Origin of the sequence: Geobacillus sp. GHH01 (assembly GCF_000336445.1) — a bacterium.
Classification (GTDB): domain Bacteria; phylum Bacillota; class Bacilli; order Bacillales; family Anoxybacillaceae; genus Geobacillus; species Geobacillus zalihae.
Map to the genome: position 1 here is coordinate 685097 of NC_020210.1, position 16269 is coordinate 701365.

At 51.7% G+C, this 16269-nt stretch carries 18 protein-coding genes; 8 read left to right on the forward strand and 10 right to left on the reverse strand.

Annotated features, from left to right (window positions below; genetic code table 11):
* Nucleotides 1–54: 54 nt before the first annotated feature.
* Entirely contained in the window at nucleotides 55–300 is a 246-nt protein-coding gene (locus GHH_RS03490; RefSeq protein WP_015374108.1) for a hypothetical protein, read from the forward strand.
* 80 nt (nucleotides 301–380) lie between these two features.
* Here the strand turns inward: GHH_RS03490 and GHH_RS03495 are convergent, their stop codons facing one another.
* From GHH_RS03495 to GHH_RS03520, 6 genes are all read right to left on the reverse strand, one after another.
* Complete coding sequence (locus GHH_RS03495) at nucleotides 381–1130, reverse strand: Fic family protein (protein WP_015374109.1); 750 nt, start codon at nucleotides 1128–1130, stop codon at nucleotides 381–383.
* Nucleotides 1131–1321: 191 nt separating this feature from the next.
* On the reverse strand, nucleotides 1322–1624 hold the full coding sequence (locus GHH_RS03500; RefSeq protein ID WP_015374110.1) for a metal-sulfur cluster assembly factor: 303 nt from the start codon (nucleotides 1622–1624) through the stop codon (nucleotides 1322–1324).
* 22 nt (nucleotides 1625–1646) lie between these two features.
* The gene (locus tag GHH_RS03505; RefSeq protein WP_015374111.1) at nucleotides 1647–2897 is read right to left on the reverse strand and encodes a hypothetical protein; all 1251 of its coding nucleotides are present in this window, start codon (nucleotides 2895–2897) and stop codon (nucleotides 1647–1649) included.
* A complete protein-coding gene (locus GHH_RS03510) occupies nucleotides 2894–3103 on the reverse strand; it encodes a DUF2249 domain-containing protein (RefSeq protein WP_011230257.1) in 210 nt (69 codons plus the stop codon). The genes GHH_RS03505 and GHH_RS03510 overlap by 4 nt, the downstream gene beginning before the upstream one ends.
* Complete coding sequence (locus tag GHH_RS03515; RefSeq protein ID WP_011230258.1) at nucleotides 3090–3338, reverse strand: DUF2249 domain-containing protein; 249 nt, start codon at nucleotides 3336–3338, stop codon at nucleotides 3090–3092. Before GHH_RS03515 ends, GHH_RS03510 begins: the two co-directional genes overlap by 14 nt.
* A 236-nt stretch (nucleotides 3339–3574) precedes the next feature.
* Nucleotides 3575–4267 carry a Crp/Fnr family transcriptional regulator gene (locus tag GHH_RS03520; protein ID WP_015374112.1) on the reverse strand — a complete coding sequence of 231 codons (693 nt, stop codon included), beginning with the start codon at nucleotides 4265–4267 and terminating at the stop codon, nucleotides 3575–3577.
* A 232-nt stretch (nucleotides 4268–4499) separates the two neighbouring features.
* Between GHH_RS03520 and GHH_RS03525 the strand changes: the two genes are divergently transcribed.
* Nucleotides 4500–6863: a nitric-oxide reductase large subunit gene (locus GHH_RS03525; protein WP_015374113.1), complete on the forward strand. Its 2364-nt coding sequence runs from the start codon at nucleotides 4500–4502 to the stop codon at nucleotides 6861–6863.
* Nucleotides 6864–7170: 307 nt separating this feature from the next.
* Here GHH_RS03525 and GHH_RS03530 read toward each other — a convergent pair whose 3' ends face one another.
* Complete coding sequence (locus GHH_RS03530; protein WP_015374115.1) at nucleotides 7171–8016, reverse strand: hypothetical protein; 846 nt, start codon at nucleotides 8014–8016, stop codon at nucleotides 7171–7173.
* A 439-nt stretch (nucleotides 8017–8455) separates the two neighbouring features.
* A complete protein-coding gene (locus GHH_RS19090; RefSeq protein WP_014195091.1) occupies nucleotides 8456–8623 on the reverse strand; it encodes a hypothetical protein in 168 nt (55 codons plus the stop codon).
* 129 nt (nucleotides 8624–8752) lie between these two features.
* Here GHH_RS19090 and GHH_RS03535 point away from each other — a divergent pair, with 129 nt between their 5' ends.
* The 3 genes from GHH_RS03535 (at nucleotide 8753) to GHH_RS03545 (ending at nucleotide 11023) form a co-directional block, all read left to right on the forward strand.
* Nucleotides 8753–8986, forward strand: coding sequence for a DUF2249 domain-containing protein (locus GHH_RS03535; RefSeq protein ID WP_011230264.1), 234 nt, complete (start codon nucleotides 8753–8755; stop codon nucleotides 8984–8986).
* Nucleotides 8987–9090: 104 nt separating this feature from the next.
* Nucleotides 9091–9669: a molybdenum cofactor guanylyltransferase gene (locus tag GHH_RS03540; protein WP_015374116.1), complete on the forward strand. Its 579-nt coding sequence runs from the start codon at nucleotides 9091–9093 to the stop codon at nucleotides 9667–9669.
* Nucleotides 9670–9904: 235 nt separating this feature from the next.
* Nucleotides 9905–11023 carry a TIGR04053 family radical SAM/SPASM domain-containing protein gene (locus tag GHH_RS03545; protein WP_015374117.1) on the forward strand — a complete coding sequence of 373 codons (1119 nt, stop codon included), beginning with the start codon at nucleotides 9905–9907 and terminating at the stop codon, nucleotides 11021–11023.
* A 365-nt stretch (nucleotides 11024–11388) separates the two neighbouring features.
* Here the strand turns inward: GHH_RS03545 and GHH_RS03550 are convergent, their stop codons facing one another.
* Both GHH_RS03550 and GHH_RS03555 read right to left on the reverse strand, forming a co-directional pair.
* The gene (locus GHH_RS03550; RefSeq protein ID WP_015374118.1) at nucleotides 11389–12138 is read right to left on the reverse strand and encodes an anti-sigma factor domain-containing protein; all 750 of its coding nucleotides are present in this window, start codon (nucleotides 12136–12138) and stop codon (nucleotides 11389–11391) included.
* Nucleotides 12128–12709 (reverse strand): sigma-70 family RNA polymerase sigma factor, encoded by a 582-nt coding sequence (locus tag GHH_RS03555; protein WP_015374119.1) that lies wholly within the window; start codon nucleotides 12707–12709, stop codon nucleotides 12128–12130. Before GHH_RS03555 ends, GHH_RS03550 begins: the two co-directional genes overlap by 11 nt.
* A 134-nt stretch (nucleotides 12710–12843) precedes the next feature.
* Here GHH_RS03555 and GHH_RS03560 point away from each other — a divergent pair, with 134 nt between their 5' ends.
* The 3 genes from GHH_RS03560 to GHH_RS03570 are packed head-to-tail and all read left to right on the forward strand — an operon-like array spanning nucleotide 12844 to nucleotide 16035.
* Nucleotides 12844–14010, forward strand: a complete 1167-nt coding sequence (locus GHH_RS03560; RefSeq protein WP_015374120.1) for an NEW3 domain-containing protein — start codon at nucleotides 12844–12846, stop codon at nucleotides 14008–14010.
* A gap of 2 nt (nucleotides 14011–14012) precedes the next feature.
* The gene (locus tag GHH_RS03565; protein ID WP_015374121.1) at nucleotides 14013–14969 is read left to right on the forward strand and encodes an ABC transporter ATP-binding protein; all 957 of its coding nucleotides are present in this window, start codon (nucleotides 14013–14015) and stop codon (nucleotides 14967–14969) included.
* The gene (locus GHH_RS03570) at nucleotides 14956–16035 is read left to right on the forward strand and encodes an ABC transporter permease (RefSeq protein ID WP_015374122.1); all 1080 of its coding nucleotides are present in this window, start codon (nucleotides 14956–14958) and stop codon (nucleotides 16033–16035) included. Before GHH_RS03565 ends, GHH_RS03570 begins: the two co-directional genes overlap by 14 nt.
* Nucleotides 16036–16269 lie beyond the last annotated feature (234 nt).

Genomic DNA, 16269 nt, shown 5'->3' on the forward strand with positions numbered 1-16269 from the left:
CGGTTGTTAGATGTTTTGTTCTGTTTAGGAAAATCATAGGGAAGAGGGGGCGTCATGAAGGGATCTCGAGAAGAAGAGAGGCATGAAACGCAACGGATAGAAGAGGTTCAACGGGTGGACGACCGGGTGTTTTCGCCGACCGAAGAGTTGGATCGGATCGCTGCGGGAGGGGCGATGAAGCGGGAAGCCCTCGATTGGCGAGGATTTCCCCGGTGGATTCGATATGTCGGATACATCGCCTTCGCTTTTTTTGTCATCGTTCCTTTGATGGCGTGGTTGTGGAACGTGTTGCTTGAATAGCCGATCAAATGCCAACCTTAGAATTGGAGCAAGAAAGACACGGAATCATGTCCACTTCCGTGTCTTTTTCTTGTACTGTTTCATTCGTCTTCCATCCCTAACGCGTACAAATAGTGGCGCAAGCTTTCTTCGACACATGCGGCGATCAGTTGAATGAACGGAGTGACCTCACCTTTGACGCTCGCTTTTTCCAACGCTTCGTAATACTTCCGGCGCTGTTCTGGGTTTGCTTTCACAATAGCGGGCGGATAGCCATGCTGCATTAAAATGAAATTCATCATTAAGCGGGCAGTTCGTCCATTTCCGTCAGCAAATGGATGAATGGATACGAGCTGAAAATGGAAACGAGCCGCCAGTTCGATTGGATGAAGAGCATATTGATTCGTTTCATACCAAGAAAACAATCGATTCATTTCATCTTGTACATGCAAAAAGTGAGGGGGGGTGTACGAGCTGCCGGAAATGCGCACATTGTATGTTCGATATTTCCCGGCATTTTCATTGTCAATGCTCTTTAATACTAAATAATGGACCTGTTTCAACACGTGCTCGGTCAAATGTTCTTTGTTTGCGACTAACTCTTCAATAAAGTCAATCGCCTCCGCATGGTTAATCGCTTCCAAATGTTCCTTGAGTCGTTTTCCACCAATGGTAATCCCTTCTTCTACGACTAGCTTTGTTTCTAACAAGGTTAACGTATTGCCTTCGATGGCGTTAGAATGGTATGTCCATTCGATCCGAAATGATTCCCGCAAGTTTTTCACCAACCCTGGAGGCAAAGGGCGCAACGCATCCAACCGTTGTTTCAGCTCGTCGATTTTAGCAAACATCGCTCTCACCTCTTGGTATATGATTCGCGGCCTCGATTCGTTTTTCCTTTAAATAGCCAAGCGATGGCTCTCGTTTTTTCTATATGATACAGAAAATAAAGGGCGGGGAGTGTTCAGCAGTTGCAGGACAATGAAACAACCGTCCGCCCAACACGGGCGAACGGCGAAAAGGGATGGAAAAGTGGACCGTTTCAGGAAAAATGCCCAAGCTGACGGAGCGCTTCTTCGCTCATCCGTTCCGGCGTCCAAGGCGGGTTCCATGTCACTTGGACGCGCACGTCGCGGATGCCGTCGATTTGTTCGAGCGCCCGTTTGACGCCGCGGGCGATCGAGTCGTGAAGCGGGCAGCCTGGGGTCGTGAGCGTCATCAGGACATTGATATGCCCATCTTCGATTTTTAAGTCATAAATTAACCCTAAATCGACGACGTTAATGCCGAGCTCCGGATCAAGGACCGTTTTCAGCTGTTGAATGGCAAGTTTGCGGACATCCATCGTTCTTTTCCTCCTCATTCGCTTATTTTCGGAAGACCGTTAAAATCGTTCCGGCAAAAGCAACGCTTAATCCAGCCAACAGCACTTGAGTGATGGCGAACAGCGGCACGCTCGCGACAGCAAGCGCCACAGCCGCCAGCGCGAGGGCGATGAGCCATAGGCGGCATTGGACGGTGACGGCTCGCTCATTCATCATTTGCTTTAACGTCGGCACGTTTTGTTGGCCGACTTTTTCGCTGTAGCGATGCGTCCACCATAAAAACGGCACGATTTTGAGCAAATAGCCGATGATGCTAAACAGGATCCAGCCAACAATGAATAGATAAACAATGATGCCAAGCAGCCGTCCGCTGCCGACAACGATGGCGGCAAAGGCGGCAACGTGCAGCGCAAGGCCGATGACGATGGCCGAAAGCGAAAAGCGGAACGGGCGGTCAAGCGTTTTTTTCATCCGCTTTTGCAAAATGGCGCGGATATGCCAGGCGAAAACAACGAATCCGCTCATGAGCAAGGCTGCACCGGCTGCAAGCCATGCGTGGCTTCGCAAGAATAAGCTGGCGAACGCCACCGCAATCCCGCTGATGTACAGCGCATAGACGTAACGCGCCGGCCGCAGCGAAAAGCCGTGGGCGAGCGAGAACATCGGCGCCATTTTGTACGAAAAGCCTATGATGAGCAGTGTGAACCAGCCGCACAGCCCAAACAGCACATGCAGCCCGAACACCACTTCATGACTGTTAGCGCCTTTGGCGGCGAAAAAGTGAAACGCCAAGAGCCCTCCGGCCGCCGCCGTCAGCAGCAAAAACAACAGCGATGTGGCGACAAAGAGGGTCATGACGTTTTTCGTTTCTTGTTTTCTTAACGTCATCGCCATTTGCCAGACGAATAGGATGATGCCAAGCAAAAGCAACAAGCTGGGAAGAAACGCCCGGTTTGGCGCCGCCGCCAGGCTTACGGCAAATGCGACAATGCCGGCCGCTGTCACTGCAAATTGCCAAAAGCCGAGCCGCTCGCTCCAAATCGGCGTCAAAAAGGCGACCGGAACGAGCTGATACATCGCCCCCATGGCCGTCATCAACGCAAAGCCAAGCAACGCCAGGTGGGCCGCCGCCCACACGAACGGCAACCGGAACGCGCCGCTGCTAAGTGAGGGAATCGCTCCAAGCAACATAAGCTGCGACGCGGCGAACGCCAACACGGCGAACATGATAAACGAGAACGGAAGACGGACGTCTGTTTCTGTCCCCGTGCGAGTAGGAAACACGTTGCTCATCCTTTCGTAATGCGGATTTCAAAACTGCCGTCTTCGCGTGCGACCGTCTCGTGCCGGTAGCCGAGCTCATCAAGCTGCTCGTACAAAAACATCGGGCGGCGGTCGTTGATGATCGTCAACGTTTCGCCTTGGTTGAGTTTGGCGAGGGCGGCTAGCGTCCGCATCATCGGTTGCGGCGGCTCGAGTCCGCGGTTATCGAGGATCATCGGTCTCCCCCTGTTTGACAAACGTTACTCTCCAATGTTTTTTCTCGATTTGTTCGGCCTCGTACGTAAATCCTTTCGCTTTCATAATCGGAAACAGCGGCAGCGGCTTGAATGGAGCGTGCAAAATGAACGTATCGCCCGGTTTGAGCGGCTTAATGGCGTTCATAATTTTTTCAAACGGCTCACGTTTCTGCCGCAAATCTTCGCGCACATCGAGTTCAATCGTCACACCCATGCGCTTTCCCTCCTTTTTGACTATCATGATAATCATTTTCACTGAGGAATGTTGTGATATAGCTCACATCTTTCGGCCGAAACATGACATATTCCACTTTGGAAAAAAGGTTTCGTCTTCGTTTGAAAGGGCGGAATAGCATGTTTCAGAAAGATGGGCTTGCCCAAGTGTTTGAAAGGAAAACCCATCAGCTCCATTGCGCATCCCGACCGGTGCCGGACGATGGGGAAAAGGAGTTAGAAAAAGATTTCTTGTTCGAGCCCTTCGCGGTCAATCAAATAAAAGCCGTGTTCGTCGACGTCAATCAGCCCTTTCCGTTTCAGCTGGCTCAACGTGCGGCTCACCGTTTCCCGGGCGGTGCCGATCATGTTGGCCAGCTCGCGGTTCGTCACATGGGCGGTGAGCCGATGCCATTTCCCTTGCTTGACGGCGTTCGTGCGCGTCAACCGCAACAAAAGCAGCACGATTTGTTCGTACGTATTATGGAGCACTTGCGCCTCAAGCCGGTTTTGCAAGTCGACGATTTTTTCGCCCATGACGCGGAACAGTTTTATGCAAAGTTCAGGGCTCGCCATCAGCACTTGTTCGAAATCGTGGATCGGGATCGCGATCAATGTCGCTTCCTCGACCACTTCGGCGTGGGCCGGATAGGTGCCTTTTAAGAAAAAGCCGGCATGCGGAAACATTTCTCCCGTCTGCAAAATCGAGATGATTTGCTCTTTCCCGCTGAAGTCCGTTTTATAAATTTTTACCGTGCCGGAATGAATGAAATAGACTCGCTCGAGCGGATCGCCTTGCATAAAGACGAACGTCCGCGGCTTGTAAACGCGCACGTGGGAAATGGCAACCAGCGAATCAAGCTCGTAATCGGACAGTTCACGAAACAACGGAACAGCTTTTAAGCGGTCTTTCATCCAATGGTTCGCCATGGCGTTCTCTCCTTTGGAAATGTGACAAACGTGTGACAGCTGCCAACGGAACATCAATGCTTTTCTCTTTTTGAACATCCGCGTCGTTTGGCCTTTTCTGCCTTCATTGTATACATTCCCACGCCATAAAGCTGTGATATAAATCATAACAGACATTTGCCCCAGCTCACAAACCGTCCTCGGTTCAGCACGCTACAATGGGGGCGAACAAACGAGAAGGAGGTTGTCTCATATGGAAGTTCATCGATCCGTTCGCCCCAACATGCGGCCGGGGCGGCAAACGACCAACAGTTTTCTCAAATCGATTCTCATTTTCACTATTGTGATCAGCTTTACCGTCCTGCTTGTCGGCGGGTATTGGATTTTTAAAGAAATGGCGCCAAGGCCGAAGGAAGTGCGCAGTGAAGACGGCCAAGTGTTGATGACGAAAGAAACGATCATCGGCGGGCAGGCCGTCTTCCAAAAATACGGGCTGATGGATTACGGAACCGTGCTTGGACACGGATCGTATATGGGGCCGGACTATACGGCGGAAGCGTTGAAAATTTATACGGAAGGCATGCAAGATTACAAAGCAAAAGAGCGGTATCACAAACCGTTTGCCGATTTAACCGACGATGAGAAAACGATCATCCGCGAACAAGTCATCAAGGAAATGCGAAAAAACCGCTACAACCCGGTTACGGATGTTCTCGTCCTGACGGATGCGCAAGTATACGGGTTGGAAAAAGTGCGCGACTACTACCGCGATGTCTTCACAAATGGCGACGGTTGGGGATTGAAAAAAGGATTGATCAAAGAAAGCGACATGCCAAAATCAAACCGTGCCTGGGTGGCGGATGGCGACCAAATCAAGCAAATTGCCGACTTTTTCTTCTGGACCGCCTGGCTGTCTAGCACGCCAAGACTTGGAGACAAGATCACATACACCAACAACTGGCCGTACTATGAAGACGCTGGCAATACGATGTCCTTTTCCGCGGTATGGTGGAGCGGCGCGAGCGTCACGATTTTGATTTTGTTCATCGGGATCATTTTGTACGTCTTCCACCGTTATCAACTAAGCATGCAAGAAGCGTATGCTGAAGGGAAGTTTCCGGTCATCGACTTGCGGCGGCAGCCGCTTACTCCGTCGCAAGTGAAAGCGGGCAAATATTTCGTTGTCGTCGCCGCGCTCTTTTTCGTGCAAGCGATGTTCGGGGCGCTGCTCGCCCACTACTATACGGAACCGGACAGCTTCTTTGGCATCAAATGGATCCATGACCTGTTGCCGTTTAACATCGCCAAAGGATATCATTTGCAGCTGGCGATTTTCTGGATTGCCACCGCTTGGCTTGGCATGGGGATTTTCATCGCGCCGCTTGTCGGCGGGCAAGAGCCGAAAAAGCAAGGGCTGCTCGTCGATCTGCTCTTCTGGGCGCTTGTCGTGCTTGTCGGCGGCAGCATGATCGGCCAATGGCTCGGCGTCAACGGCTACTTAGGAAACGAATGGTTCCTGCTTGGCCATCAAGGTTGGGAATATATCGAGCTCGGCCGCGTTTGGCAAATCATTTTAGTCGTGGGCATGCTGCTTTGGCTGTTCATCGTCTTCCGCGGCGTCAAACGAGGGCTGAAGCAAGAAAGCGACAAAGGCGGGCTCATTCACTTGCTGTTTTATTCGGCCATCGCCGTTCCGTTCTTTTACATCTTCGCGTTCTTTATCGAACCGGATACGAACTTTACGATGGCGGACTTTTGGCGCTGGTGGATCATCCACTTATGGGTGGAAGGCATTTTTGAAGTGTTCGCCGTTGTCGTCATCGGGTTCTTGCTCGTTCAAATGCGGCTTGTGACGAAAACATCGACCGTCCGGGCGCTTTATTTCCAATTTACGATTTTATTGGGCAGCGGTGTGATCGGCATCGGCCACCACTATTACTACAACGGTTCACCGGAAATCTGGATCGCCCTTGGCGCCGTGTTCTCGGCGCTCGAAGTGATTCCGCTCACGCTCCTTATTTTGGAAGCGTACGAGCAATACAAAATGATGCGCGACGGCGGAGTCAACTTCCCGTATAAAGCAACATTCTGGTTTTTGATCTCCACAGCGATCTGGAACTTGGTCGGCGCCGGGGTGTTCGGCTTTCTCATCAATTTGCCGGCGGTCAGCTACTTTGAACACGGGCAATTCTTAACGCCGACCCACGGCCATGCGGCGATGATGGGCGTGTACGGCATGTTTGCGATCGCCGTGCTTCTTTACTCGCTGCGCAACATCGTCAAACCGGAAGCATGGAACGACAAATGGCTGAAATTCTCTTGCTGGATGCTGAACATCGGCCTGGCTGGCATGGTTCTCATCACGCTTCTCCCGGTTGGGGTGCTGCAAATCAAAGAAGCGTTTGAACACGGCTATTGGGCGTCTCGTTCGCCTTCGTTTTTGCAACAAGATGTCGTACAAAATTTGCTGCTTGTCCGCTTCGTTCCGGATACGATCTTTTTAATCGGCGTCGCCGCCTTGCTTGTCTTTGCCATCAAAGCGATGTTCCATTTGCGCAAACCAACTCACGGCGAAGGGGAAGAGCTGCCGGCGGCGAATTTGGCGGAGGAAGAATAACAAAAACGGGCTGACCCAAAACGCGAATGCGTTTTGGGATTAGCCCGTTTTTACACGAAAATAGAAGAGAATCGTTCGTTTTCTGGCAGAATAGAGTTATCATAACCGCTATCGCCGGAAAAGGAGCGATTTGTTTATGAAACATCATCATAATTTTTGAAGAGTGTACCATGAATCATCTCACGTTGCCAGGCGATATCATTCCACTGGATCATATGGCTCATGTAGTTCACGAAATGGTCGAGCTTCTTTCTTACATAAAGGCCGCCGCACCTCAGAAAGGCAAGGAGAGATGCTTCCTCCTTGCTCATGTTGTCTTTATAAGACGAATGCTGGAAATTGCCGCTTCGTGTTCAATCGAACGCCTAGAAAGAAGATCTAAAATCCGTTCGTGCTTTTCCATGTTTTGTTCTATTTTCTTAACGATTTCATTTGTTTCAAGCACTGCTTGTTGGAGGAAAACAAATTCTTGCTTTGTGACCATATTGGCTTTGACATGATCTAATTCTTTCATTAGGTTGTTCTTTACGTCCTCAAGCTCCTGCTTGGTAGCCATGTTGGCTTTGATGTCCTCAAGCTCCTGCTTGGTAGCCATGTTGGCTTTGATGTCTTCAAGCTCTTGCTTGGTAGCCATGTTGGCTTTGATGTCTTCAAGTTCTTGCTTGGTAGCCATGTTGGCTTTGATGTCTTCAAGTTCTTGTTTGGTGGCCATGCTGGCTTTGATGTCTTCAAGCTCCTGCTTGGTGGCCATATTGGCTTTGATATCTTCAAGTTCTTGTTTGGTAGCCATGTTGGCTTTGATGTCTTCGATCTCTTTTGTGAAACTATGCTTCACTTCTTCAAGTTCTTGTTTGGTGGCCATGTTAGCTTTAATATCTTCTAGTTCTTTTGAGAAGCTTTGTTTTACTTCTTCGAGCTCCTGTTTGGTGGCCATGTTGGCTCTAATGTCTTCGAACTCTTTTGTGAAACTATGCTTCACTTCTTCAAGTTCTTGTTTCGTTGCCATGTTGGCTTTAATATCCTCAAGCTCTGTTGTGAAGTTTTGCTTCACTTCTTCGAGTTCTTGTTTCGTTGCCATGTTTGTTTTGACGTCGCTTACTTCCTGTTCGATAATTTGGAGCTTGTCCAAAATTTGTTTCAATATCGCTTCCAAGGAAAATCCTCCCTTCTTATATAGTAGCCATGGGAAAGCGGGTGGTGATGAATCGCTCCTTTCTTTTGAGGACTGGGGAAACGAGCGTGTAGAGTAAGTGGTTGAGGAAAGGGATGGGATTGTAGCGCAGAACAAATGAGGATCATCGTTCCCCATTCATATTATAAATGATTCACAGAAATTTGAACATAACGTTTTGGGTCATTGTCGCTTTGCATCCGTCCAGGAAAAGGAGTGCGTTTTAGCCCGTACGGTCATGTTAATCCCGGCAGCGGCATTGTTTTGACGAAAATCGAACTTCCTTTATTAAGGTGAAACATGGGATTTAGTCGGAATCGTTCATGATCAATACACGATTTCATAAAGAAAGAGCTGACTCCAAAAGTCCGCTTTTTAGCGGATTTTTGGGTCAGCTCCCTTCGTTTATGAGCGTTTTCAATCACTTGTGGCATTTGTCCGGCGTGGTGTGTTCCATTTCCTTTTGCTTGTCATGGCACGGAAAGCAGTACAACGTCTCTGTTTCTCGGCTGACGACGCCATTTAAAAACCCATGCAGACAATGGATCGGCTTGCCGCATTGCGCGCAAAAGCCAACAAGCTCTTCCAACCGCCATTTCTCCTTTCATGGGGATTGAACATGTTCACCTTCGGGCTGTGACGCTCGTCACTACCCCCCAAGGTTCAAGCGGTTATGATAAAGTATATAATTCATTATACTACAAAGGAGGCCAATGTTATGAACCAATTTGCTGCCAAAATCCACGCCCCGGACTATCCGCCGCGGGATCGCCATCCGGCGATTTTCCGGCTGTTTGACAATTTGAAGCCGGGGGAAGTAATGGAGCTTGTCAATGACCATGATCCGCGTCCGTTGCAATACCAATTTATGATGGAGCGTCCGGATCAGTTTACGTGGGAGTACTTAGAGGAAGGGCCGGACGTATGGCGGGTGGCGATCGGCAAAAAATAAATCATCCGCTCCATAGGGATTTCCGTCGACAGGCGGAAATCTTTTTTTTCGCCGGTTCGTATGGTACGGTAGGGACAGATGATGTTCGGAAAGAGGGGATAGAGATGAAACGAGCCATTGCCGGAGCGGTGCTCGCCGGCGGCCAGTCGCGCCGGTTCGGGCGGCCGAAGGCGTTTGCGCTGCACGAAGGCGCCCCGTTTTTCACTTGGTCGGTCGCGGCGCTCGATCCGATCGCGGATGAATTGTATATCGTCAGCCACCCGTCGCTTGTCGATGAATTCCGCCGCCAAACGGATATCCCGGTGCTGCTCGATGTCGAGCGCTGCCGCGGCTGTGGGCCGCTGGCCGGCCTTTACACCGTTATGGAACAGAGCCGAGCGGATTGGGTGTTCGTCTTGCCGTGCGACATGCCGTACATGCGGCGGGAAGTGACAGAGCGGCTTGCTTCCTATATCGATCCGATGTTTGACGCCATCGTCCCGCTCCATGGCGTCCGTCCCGAACCATTGGTCGCCTTATACCACCGTCGGCTTCGCTCCGTGATCGCCGAGCTGCTTGACGCCGGCGAACGGCGGATGATCTCGCTCCTTGACCGCGCCCGCGTCCGTTGGGTGGACGCCGAGCAACTTGCCGCAGATAGTGACGTCTGGCGCAATGTCAATACGGAGGAAGAGTACCGGTGAAGGGGGGATGGTGGCCGAAGCAGACACCGCATACACTTTTTTCAATTCAGAAGAGCCATCCTTGCTTTACTTTTTGGGCGTATGGCGGGTCAATATATTATACCGCCTGTTCAGATGGCTGTCATCTTCGTCCATGGTACGATCGCCCTCTGTTATGGCTTTGCTGTGGATGTGATCCATATCACATAACGCGCCTGAATGTTGCGGTACAATGGAGGCCAAGGAGGGGGCCGCAATGCGCGATTTTAATGAAAATCCGTTTATTGTGATTTGGGAATTGACGAGAGCTTGTCAACTCAAGTGCCTTCATTGCCGCGCCGAAGCGCAATACCATCGCGATCCGCGCGAGTTGACGTTTGAGGAAGGGAAAAAACTGATCGATGAGATTTACGAGATGGATCAGCCGATGCTCGTTTTTACGGGCGGCGATCCGCTCATGCGGCCGGATGTGTACGATTTGGCAAAATATGCGATCGATAAAGGATTGCGCGTGTCCATGACGCCGAGCGCGACGCCGAACGTGACGAAAGAGGCGATCCGCAAAGCAAAAGAGGTCGGCCTGTCGCGCTGGGCGTTCAGCCTTGACGGGCCGAACGCCGAGATTCACGACCATTTCCGCGGCGTGAGCGGCTCGTTTGATTTGACGATCCGTGCGATTCAATACTTGCATGAGCTCGACATTCCCGTGCAAATCAACACCGTCATTTCGCGATACAACGTTCATGTGCTTGATGAAATGGCGGAATTGGTTGAGAAGCTGAAATGCGTCCTTTGGAGCGTCTTTTTCCTTGTGCCGACAGGCAGGGGAAAAGAGGAGGATATGATTTCCCCCATCGAGCATGAGCGGGTGTTCCGCTGGCTGTATGAAACGAGCAAGCGCGTTCCGTTTGATATCAAAACGACGGCGGGCCAGCATTACCGCCGCGTCGTGCTGCAGGCGAAAATGCGTGAAGGAAAAACGGCAAAAGGCGGCATCCGTTACGAAGACGTGTTGAACAAAGGCTTAACCGGGCAGGTCGACGGGCTCGGCCGCGCGCCGAAAGGAGTAAACGACGGCAACGGCTTTGTTTTTATCTCCCATATCGGCGATGTCTACCCGAGCGGGCTGCTGCCGGTGAAGGCAGGGAACGTCCGGGAAACGCCGCTGGCGGACATTTACCGACACTCGCCGATTTTCCAAGACTTGCGCAATCCGGACAAATATAAAGGAAAATGCGGCGTCTGCGAGTTTCGCCATGTGTGCGGCGGCTCACGCTCGCGGGCGTATGCGGTGACGGGAGACTATTTGGAAAGCGAGCCGTATTGTGTTTACATTCCAAAGGCGCTGCGGACAAAAGAGCGAAGCCAACGGTAAGAGAGCGGTGAAAAACGGCCGCTTAAAATGACGGCGCTACGGCGTTCGTGAGACGGTTGCCCGGGCGCATGCGGCGGACGTTGGTGATGTGTCCAAAACATACGGGGAAGGGGCAAGGCGCCCTTCCCCGTTTTTATCATCCTGAACCGAGAAGATCCCCCACTTACGCTCACGCGTGAGCGTAAGTGGGGGATGAATCGGGATTTGCCGTCACTCTTCCTCTTGCTTCCACAGAACAGAAGGTGTAAAGAACCGTGGCACGCACGGGGATGGCTTGGTGGACAGCCTGCTGTGGGGCGGGTGTTCCCAAGAATCTCCCACCTCAAAGCTCAAGCGTAGGTGGGAGAGCGTTCAATGTTGAAAGATCATTCGTGGTCCAAATCGACAATAAATGTCTCCGGCCCGGTCGGCACCGCGCTTCCTCCCTTTGGTTCGAGGCTTGCTTTAATTTGCTTGAACTGTTTGACATCCTCGCCGGTGATCAAAATGCGCGCCGCTCCGTGGCGGATCGTCAACAGTTCCCCTTTGACCTCGTTGTTGGTGTAAATGATCCACAATTGATAATCGCGAGTCGCAAACGGCGGCAACCCTTCAATTTCCATCAGCATTTCCTTCGTATCGTTATTGAGCCAAATCGTGCCGTCCATCTGTTGAAAGAGCGCCGATGGTTCAATCGGAATTTGTTTCGTTTTGGGATTACGGATGATTCGCTCAATTGGAATGTCGGTATGTTGTTTGACAATCTGGTATCGATATGGCTCATCCGATCCGCCATGGGAAGCGGTCGGCCCGTCGTTCGAAGCGGAAAGGCACAAGGCGAAAAGGAAGACGGCCAAAGCGGCGCCGATCCATCCCGAAGCGATGCGGACCTTTCGCTGCGCGCGCGCTGTTTGTCTTTGCGCTTCCGCTTGTGCCCAAATTCGCTCTTTGTGAGAAAGGGGCGGTGCTTCATATTGGGCTGCCTCTTTAAGCCCAATGTCTTTCCACGCTTCAAGCAGGCGTTGGCATTCAAGGCAGTACTTAAGATGGTTGGACACGTCTTCTTTTTCTTGTTCTGGCAGCATCCCTAACAGCCAGTCCACGATTTTTGCTTCCGAAATATGGCTATGCTTCATGCTGTTCTTCACCTCTGCCAGCTTCCATCCAGTGGAACAACTCTTTTTGTTTCCGCAAATTGCGCAAGCCGTAGCGGATGAGCGACTTGACGGAGCCTAACGGTTTGTTCATCGCGGCGGCGATTTCCCGCTGGGTTTCCCCGTGAAAGTAAAAGTGAATGATCGCTTGCCGCTGCTCCTCGGGGAGATGGGCTAACGCATCGAGGATGACTTGTTGTTCCAGTTGGCGGAGAAAGTAGAATTCCGCCCCCTTTTCTTTTAAAGCCGCTTCCTCAAGGCGGCTCACTAGCAAATCCCGTTTCTTGCGCAGGCGGTCGAGCGACCGGCTTTTCGTTTTCACGGCAAGAAAGGCTTGAACGCTTCCCCGCTTCGGATCAAATTGGTGCGGTTTTTGCAAGATTTCGAGAAACACATCGTGGCTGACATCTTCCGCCTCCACCTCGTTGCCGACGATTCGAAGAGCGATATGATAGACCATCGGAGCGTATTTTTCGTAAAAACGGTCAAAGGCGGCGCGCGAGCCTTCGGCGATCTTCTCGAGCAGTTCCATGTCTTCCCGTCGATCTTCCATCTTGCCCACCTCCCGACACATGCTTGATGGAATTGTTGCCCCTACTGCATCTATTCTACAATTTCATTTTTCTCCTGCAAAACAAATCCATTGATCCATTTCTGGCGTATACGAAGTGAAAACAGAAGGAGGGAGTGAACGTCGTGCGAAGCAGGGTCATCATGATGTTCGCCATGATCTTGACACTCTTTTCGCTTCTTCTTCCGATCCGCCCGGCAGCGGCGGCAAGCGGTGTTGTTCTCTTCACGCCATACACCGGGCTTTCCGTGACGCCGGGGGAAACAATCGACTATACGGTCAATGTCATCAACAACGGTTCCAACATTGAAAACGTCACCTTCTCGTTTGACCACCTGCCGAAAGGATGGTCGACTTCGATTACCGCTGAGGGGAGAACGATTGAGCAGCTGTCCGTCCGAGGCGGAAAAGAAGAACAGGTCACGTTGGAAGTGACCGTGCCGCTGGATGCCGACAAAGGGGATTACCGCTTTTGGCTCGTCGCGAAAGGGGAGAGTGGTTCATCGAAATTGCCGCTGCTTGTCCGCGTGACGGAACAAGGATCGTTTAAAACGGAACTGACGTCGGAACAAACGAACCTCGAGGGGCACGCGGATTCGAGCTTCACGTATGATGTCACGCTGAAAAACCGAACCGCCAAGACGCAAAATTACGCGTTAAGTTCGGCGGCGGAAAAAGGTTGGCAAGTCACGTTCAAATCGGAAGGCAATTCCGTTACGTCGGTGAAACTCGAGCCGAATGAATCAAGAGACATTACCGTAGAGATCAAACCGCCGGAAAATGTGAAAGCGGGCACGTACAAAATCCCGATCAAAGCGCAAACGAGCGATACGTCGGCTGAGCTGACGTTAGAAGCGGTCATTACGGGCACGTATGCGCTCAAACTGACGACGCCGTCAGGAAACTTAAGCACCGATGTGACGGCGGGGCATGAACGGGTGATCGATCTTGTCGTCAAAAACACCGGAAGCGCTCCGCTTTTGAACATCAATATGACGGCTGACGCTCCGCCTGATTGGGAAGTGGAATTCGATCAAAGCACGATCGCCCAGCTGAACCCGGGCGATTCCAAAACAGTCAAGGCGAAAGTGAAAGCGTCGGATGAAGCGATCGCTGGGGATTATGTCGTCAACTTCCAGGCGCAAACGGCGGAAACGTCGGCGGAGGCGGCGTTTCGCGTCTCGGTCAAAACGTCGACCGTTTGGGGCGTGGTGGCGGTGTTGATCATTCTCGGGGTGACCGGAGGGCTGTACTATTTGATCAAAACATACGGGAGGAGGTAAGCATGGCAGCACCTGCCGTCATCGAGCTTGACAACTTGTGCAAAACGTATGGCGACCATCGGGCGGTTGACCATTTGTCGCTTTCGATTCAAAAAAGGGAAATTTTTGGCCTCCTTGGCCCGAACGGGGCGGGAAAGACGACGACGATTTTGATGATGCTCGGGCTCACCGAACCGACGTCCGGTTCGGTGAGGGTATGCGGGATCGATCCGGTGCGAAACCCGATTGAGGTGAAACGGAAAGTCGGGTACTTGCCGGATGATGTCGGCTTTTACCATCACATGACAGGCTTGGAGAACTTGTTGTATACGGCGGCGTTAAACGGCATTCCCCGCGCCGAGGCGGAAAAGCGGGCGTGGGAGCTGCTCGAGAAGGTGAATTTGACTGATGCGGCCCGCAAGAAAGCGGGGACATACTCGCGGGGAATGAGGCAGCGGCTCGGCTTGGCCGATGTGTTGATGAAGCGCCCGGAAGTGATCATTTTGGATGAGCCGACGTTGGGCATCGATCCTGAGGGAGTGCGAGAGCTGCTTCGCCTGATCCGCAATTTGAGCCGCCATGAAGGCATCACCGTTCTATTGTCCTCGCACCAATTGCACCATGTGCAGCAAATTTGCGACCGGGTCGGCTTGTTTGTCGGGGGCCGATTGTTGGCCGAAGGGAATATCGAGCGCCTAGCGCAGCAATTGTTTTTGCAGGATGCCTATGTCATCCATGTGGTCGCTTCCCCCCTTGACGCTTCCTTACGGTCCAAAATCGAGGCGATTCCGGGCGTCAACAAAGTGGAGCAAACGGAAAATGGATGGGATGTGTATTGCCAGACGGATGTGAGCGCCGCCATCAGCAAAACCATCGTTGAATCGCACTCTTCCTTGTTCCATCTCAGCCGGCGGGATTTTGGACTTGATGAGATTTATCACCGCTATTTTGAAGGGAGGGATGTACGTGAGGGCGAGTAACGAAGGACGATGGGCAAACGATGTTTTTTCATATGTGAAAAGATGGAGCGAACGGCTGAAGGCGGGTGCGCCGGATGAGAAGAAACGGGCAAGAGGGGCAAACAGCGCCTTTTCGGCCATGGTCAAAAAAGAACTGGCCGATTATTTGACGAGTTGGCGCATGATCATTTTAATCGCCCTCATCTTGCTCACTTGCTTCGGCTCGCTGTATACGGCGATGACGACGATCCGGGACGCGTTGGATTCCTCGGAAGAGGCCAAGGAAATCGCGAAAGGCGCCTACTTGTTTCTAAAATTATTCACCGTCTCGGACGGAACGTTGCCTTCGTTTCTGACGTTTGTCAGCTTTCTCGGGCCGCTGCTCGGCATCGCTCTTGGATTTGACGCCATCAATTCGGAGCGGAGCCGGGGGACGTTAAGCCGGCTCATGGCCCAGCCGATTCCGCGCGATTATGTGATCAATGGCAAGTTTGTCGCGGGTCTTTTGTTGAACGCTGTGTTGTTTTTCTCTCTCGGATTGCTTGTAACGGCATTGGGCATTTTGATCTTGGGCATTCCACCGACGTTCGAGGAATTTGCCCGCATCATATGCTTTTTGTTGTTATGCCTTGTGTATATCGCTTTTTGGCTGAATCTCGGCATTTTGTTTTCCGTCGTCTTCCGCCAGGCGGCGACATCCGCGTTGTCGTCGATGGCCGTTTGGCTGTTTTTCAATCTTTTCTACTCGATGATTGTGGAAGTGTTTGCGAAACCGTTTTTGCAGTCTGACGCCATTACGTCCGTCGAGCAGGCGGTCGGCCGTCAAGAGTTGGTGCTTGGCCTCATGAGATTGTCGCCGAGCTACTTGTTCAATGAATCAACAACCGCCTTGCTTTCGCCGGACGTCCGAACGCTAGGGATCGTCACGGTGGAGCAAACGGCCGGCGCTGTTGCGGCCCCCTTGCCATTCTCGCAAAGTTTGCTGCTCATTTGGCCGCAGGCGACCGCGCTCATTGCCGCCACTCTCATCTGCTTTGCGATCGCGTATTGGTTGTTTATGAGGCAGGAGATACGGGCGAGTGGGTGAGAAAACAAGTTGTTTGCCGCAGACGGGGCGGAAGAGATGTGTGCGCCCAACAGCGTTTCTTATCGTTCGTATGTGAAAAACGTTCTGCCAAATCGTGTCCGTTCCTTTTGGGGACGGGCTTTTTCTTTTTTTGGATGTGACAAAACCGTGACAACGCTTGTGGCAAAATGGTGACAACAGGCAAGAATGTGATCAACCTCACAAATCCGTTTCCTTCTCCTGCGTATGATGGAA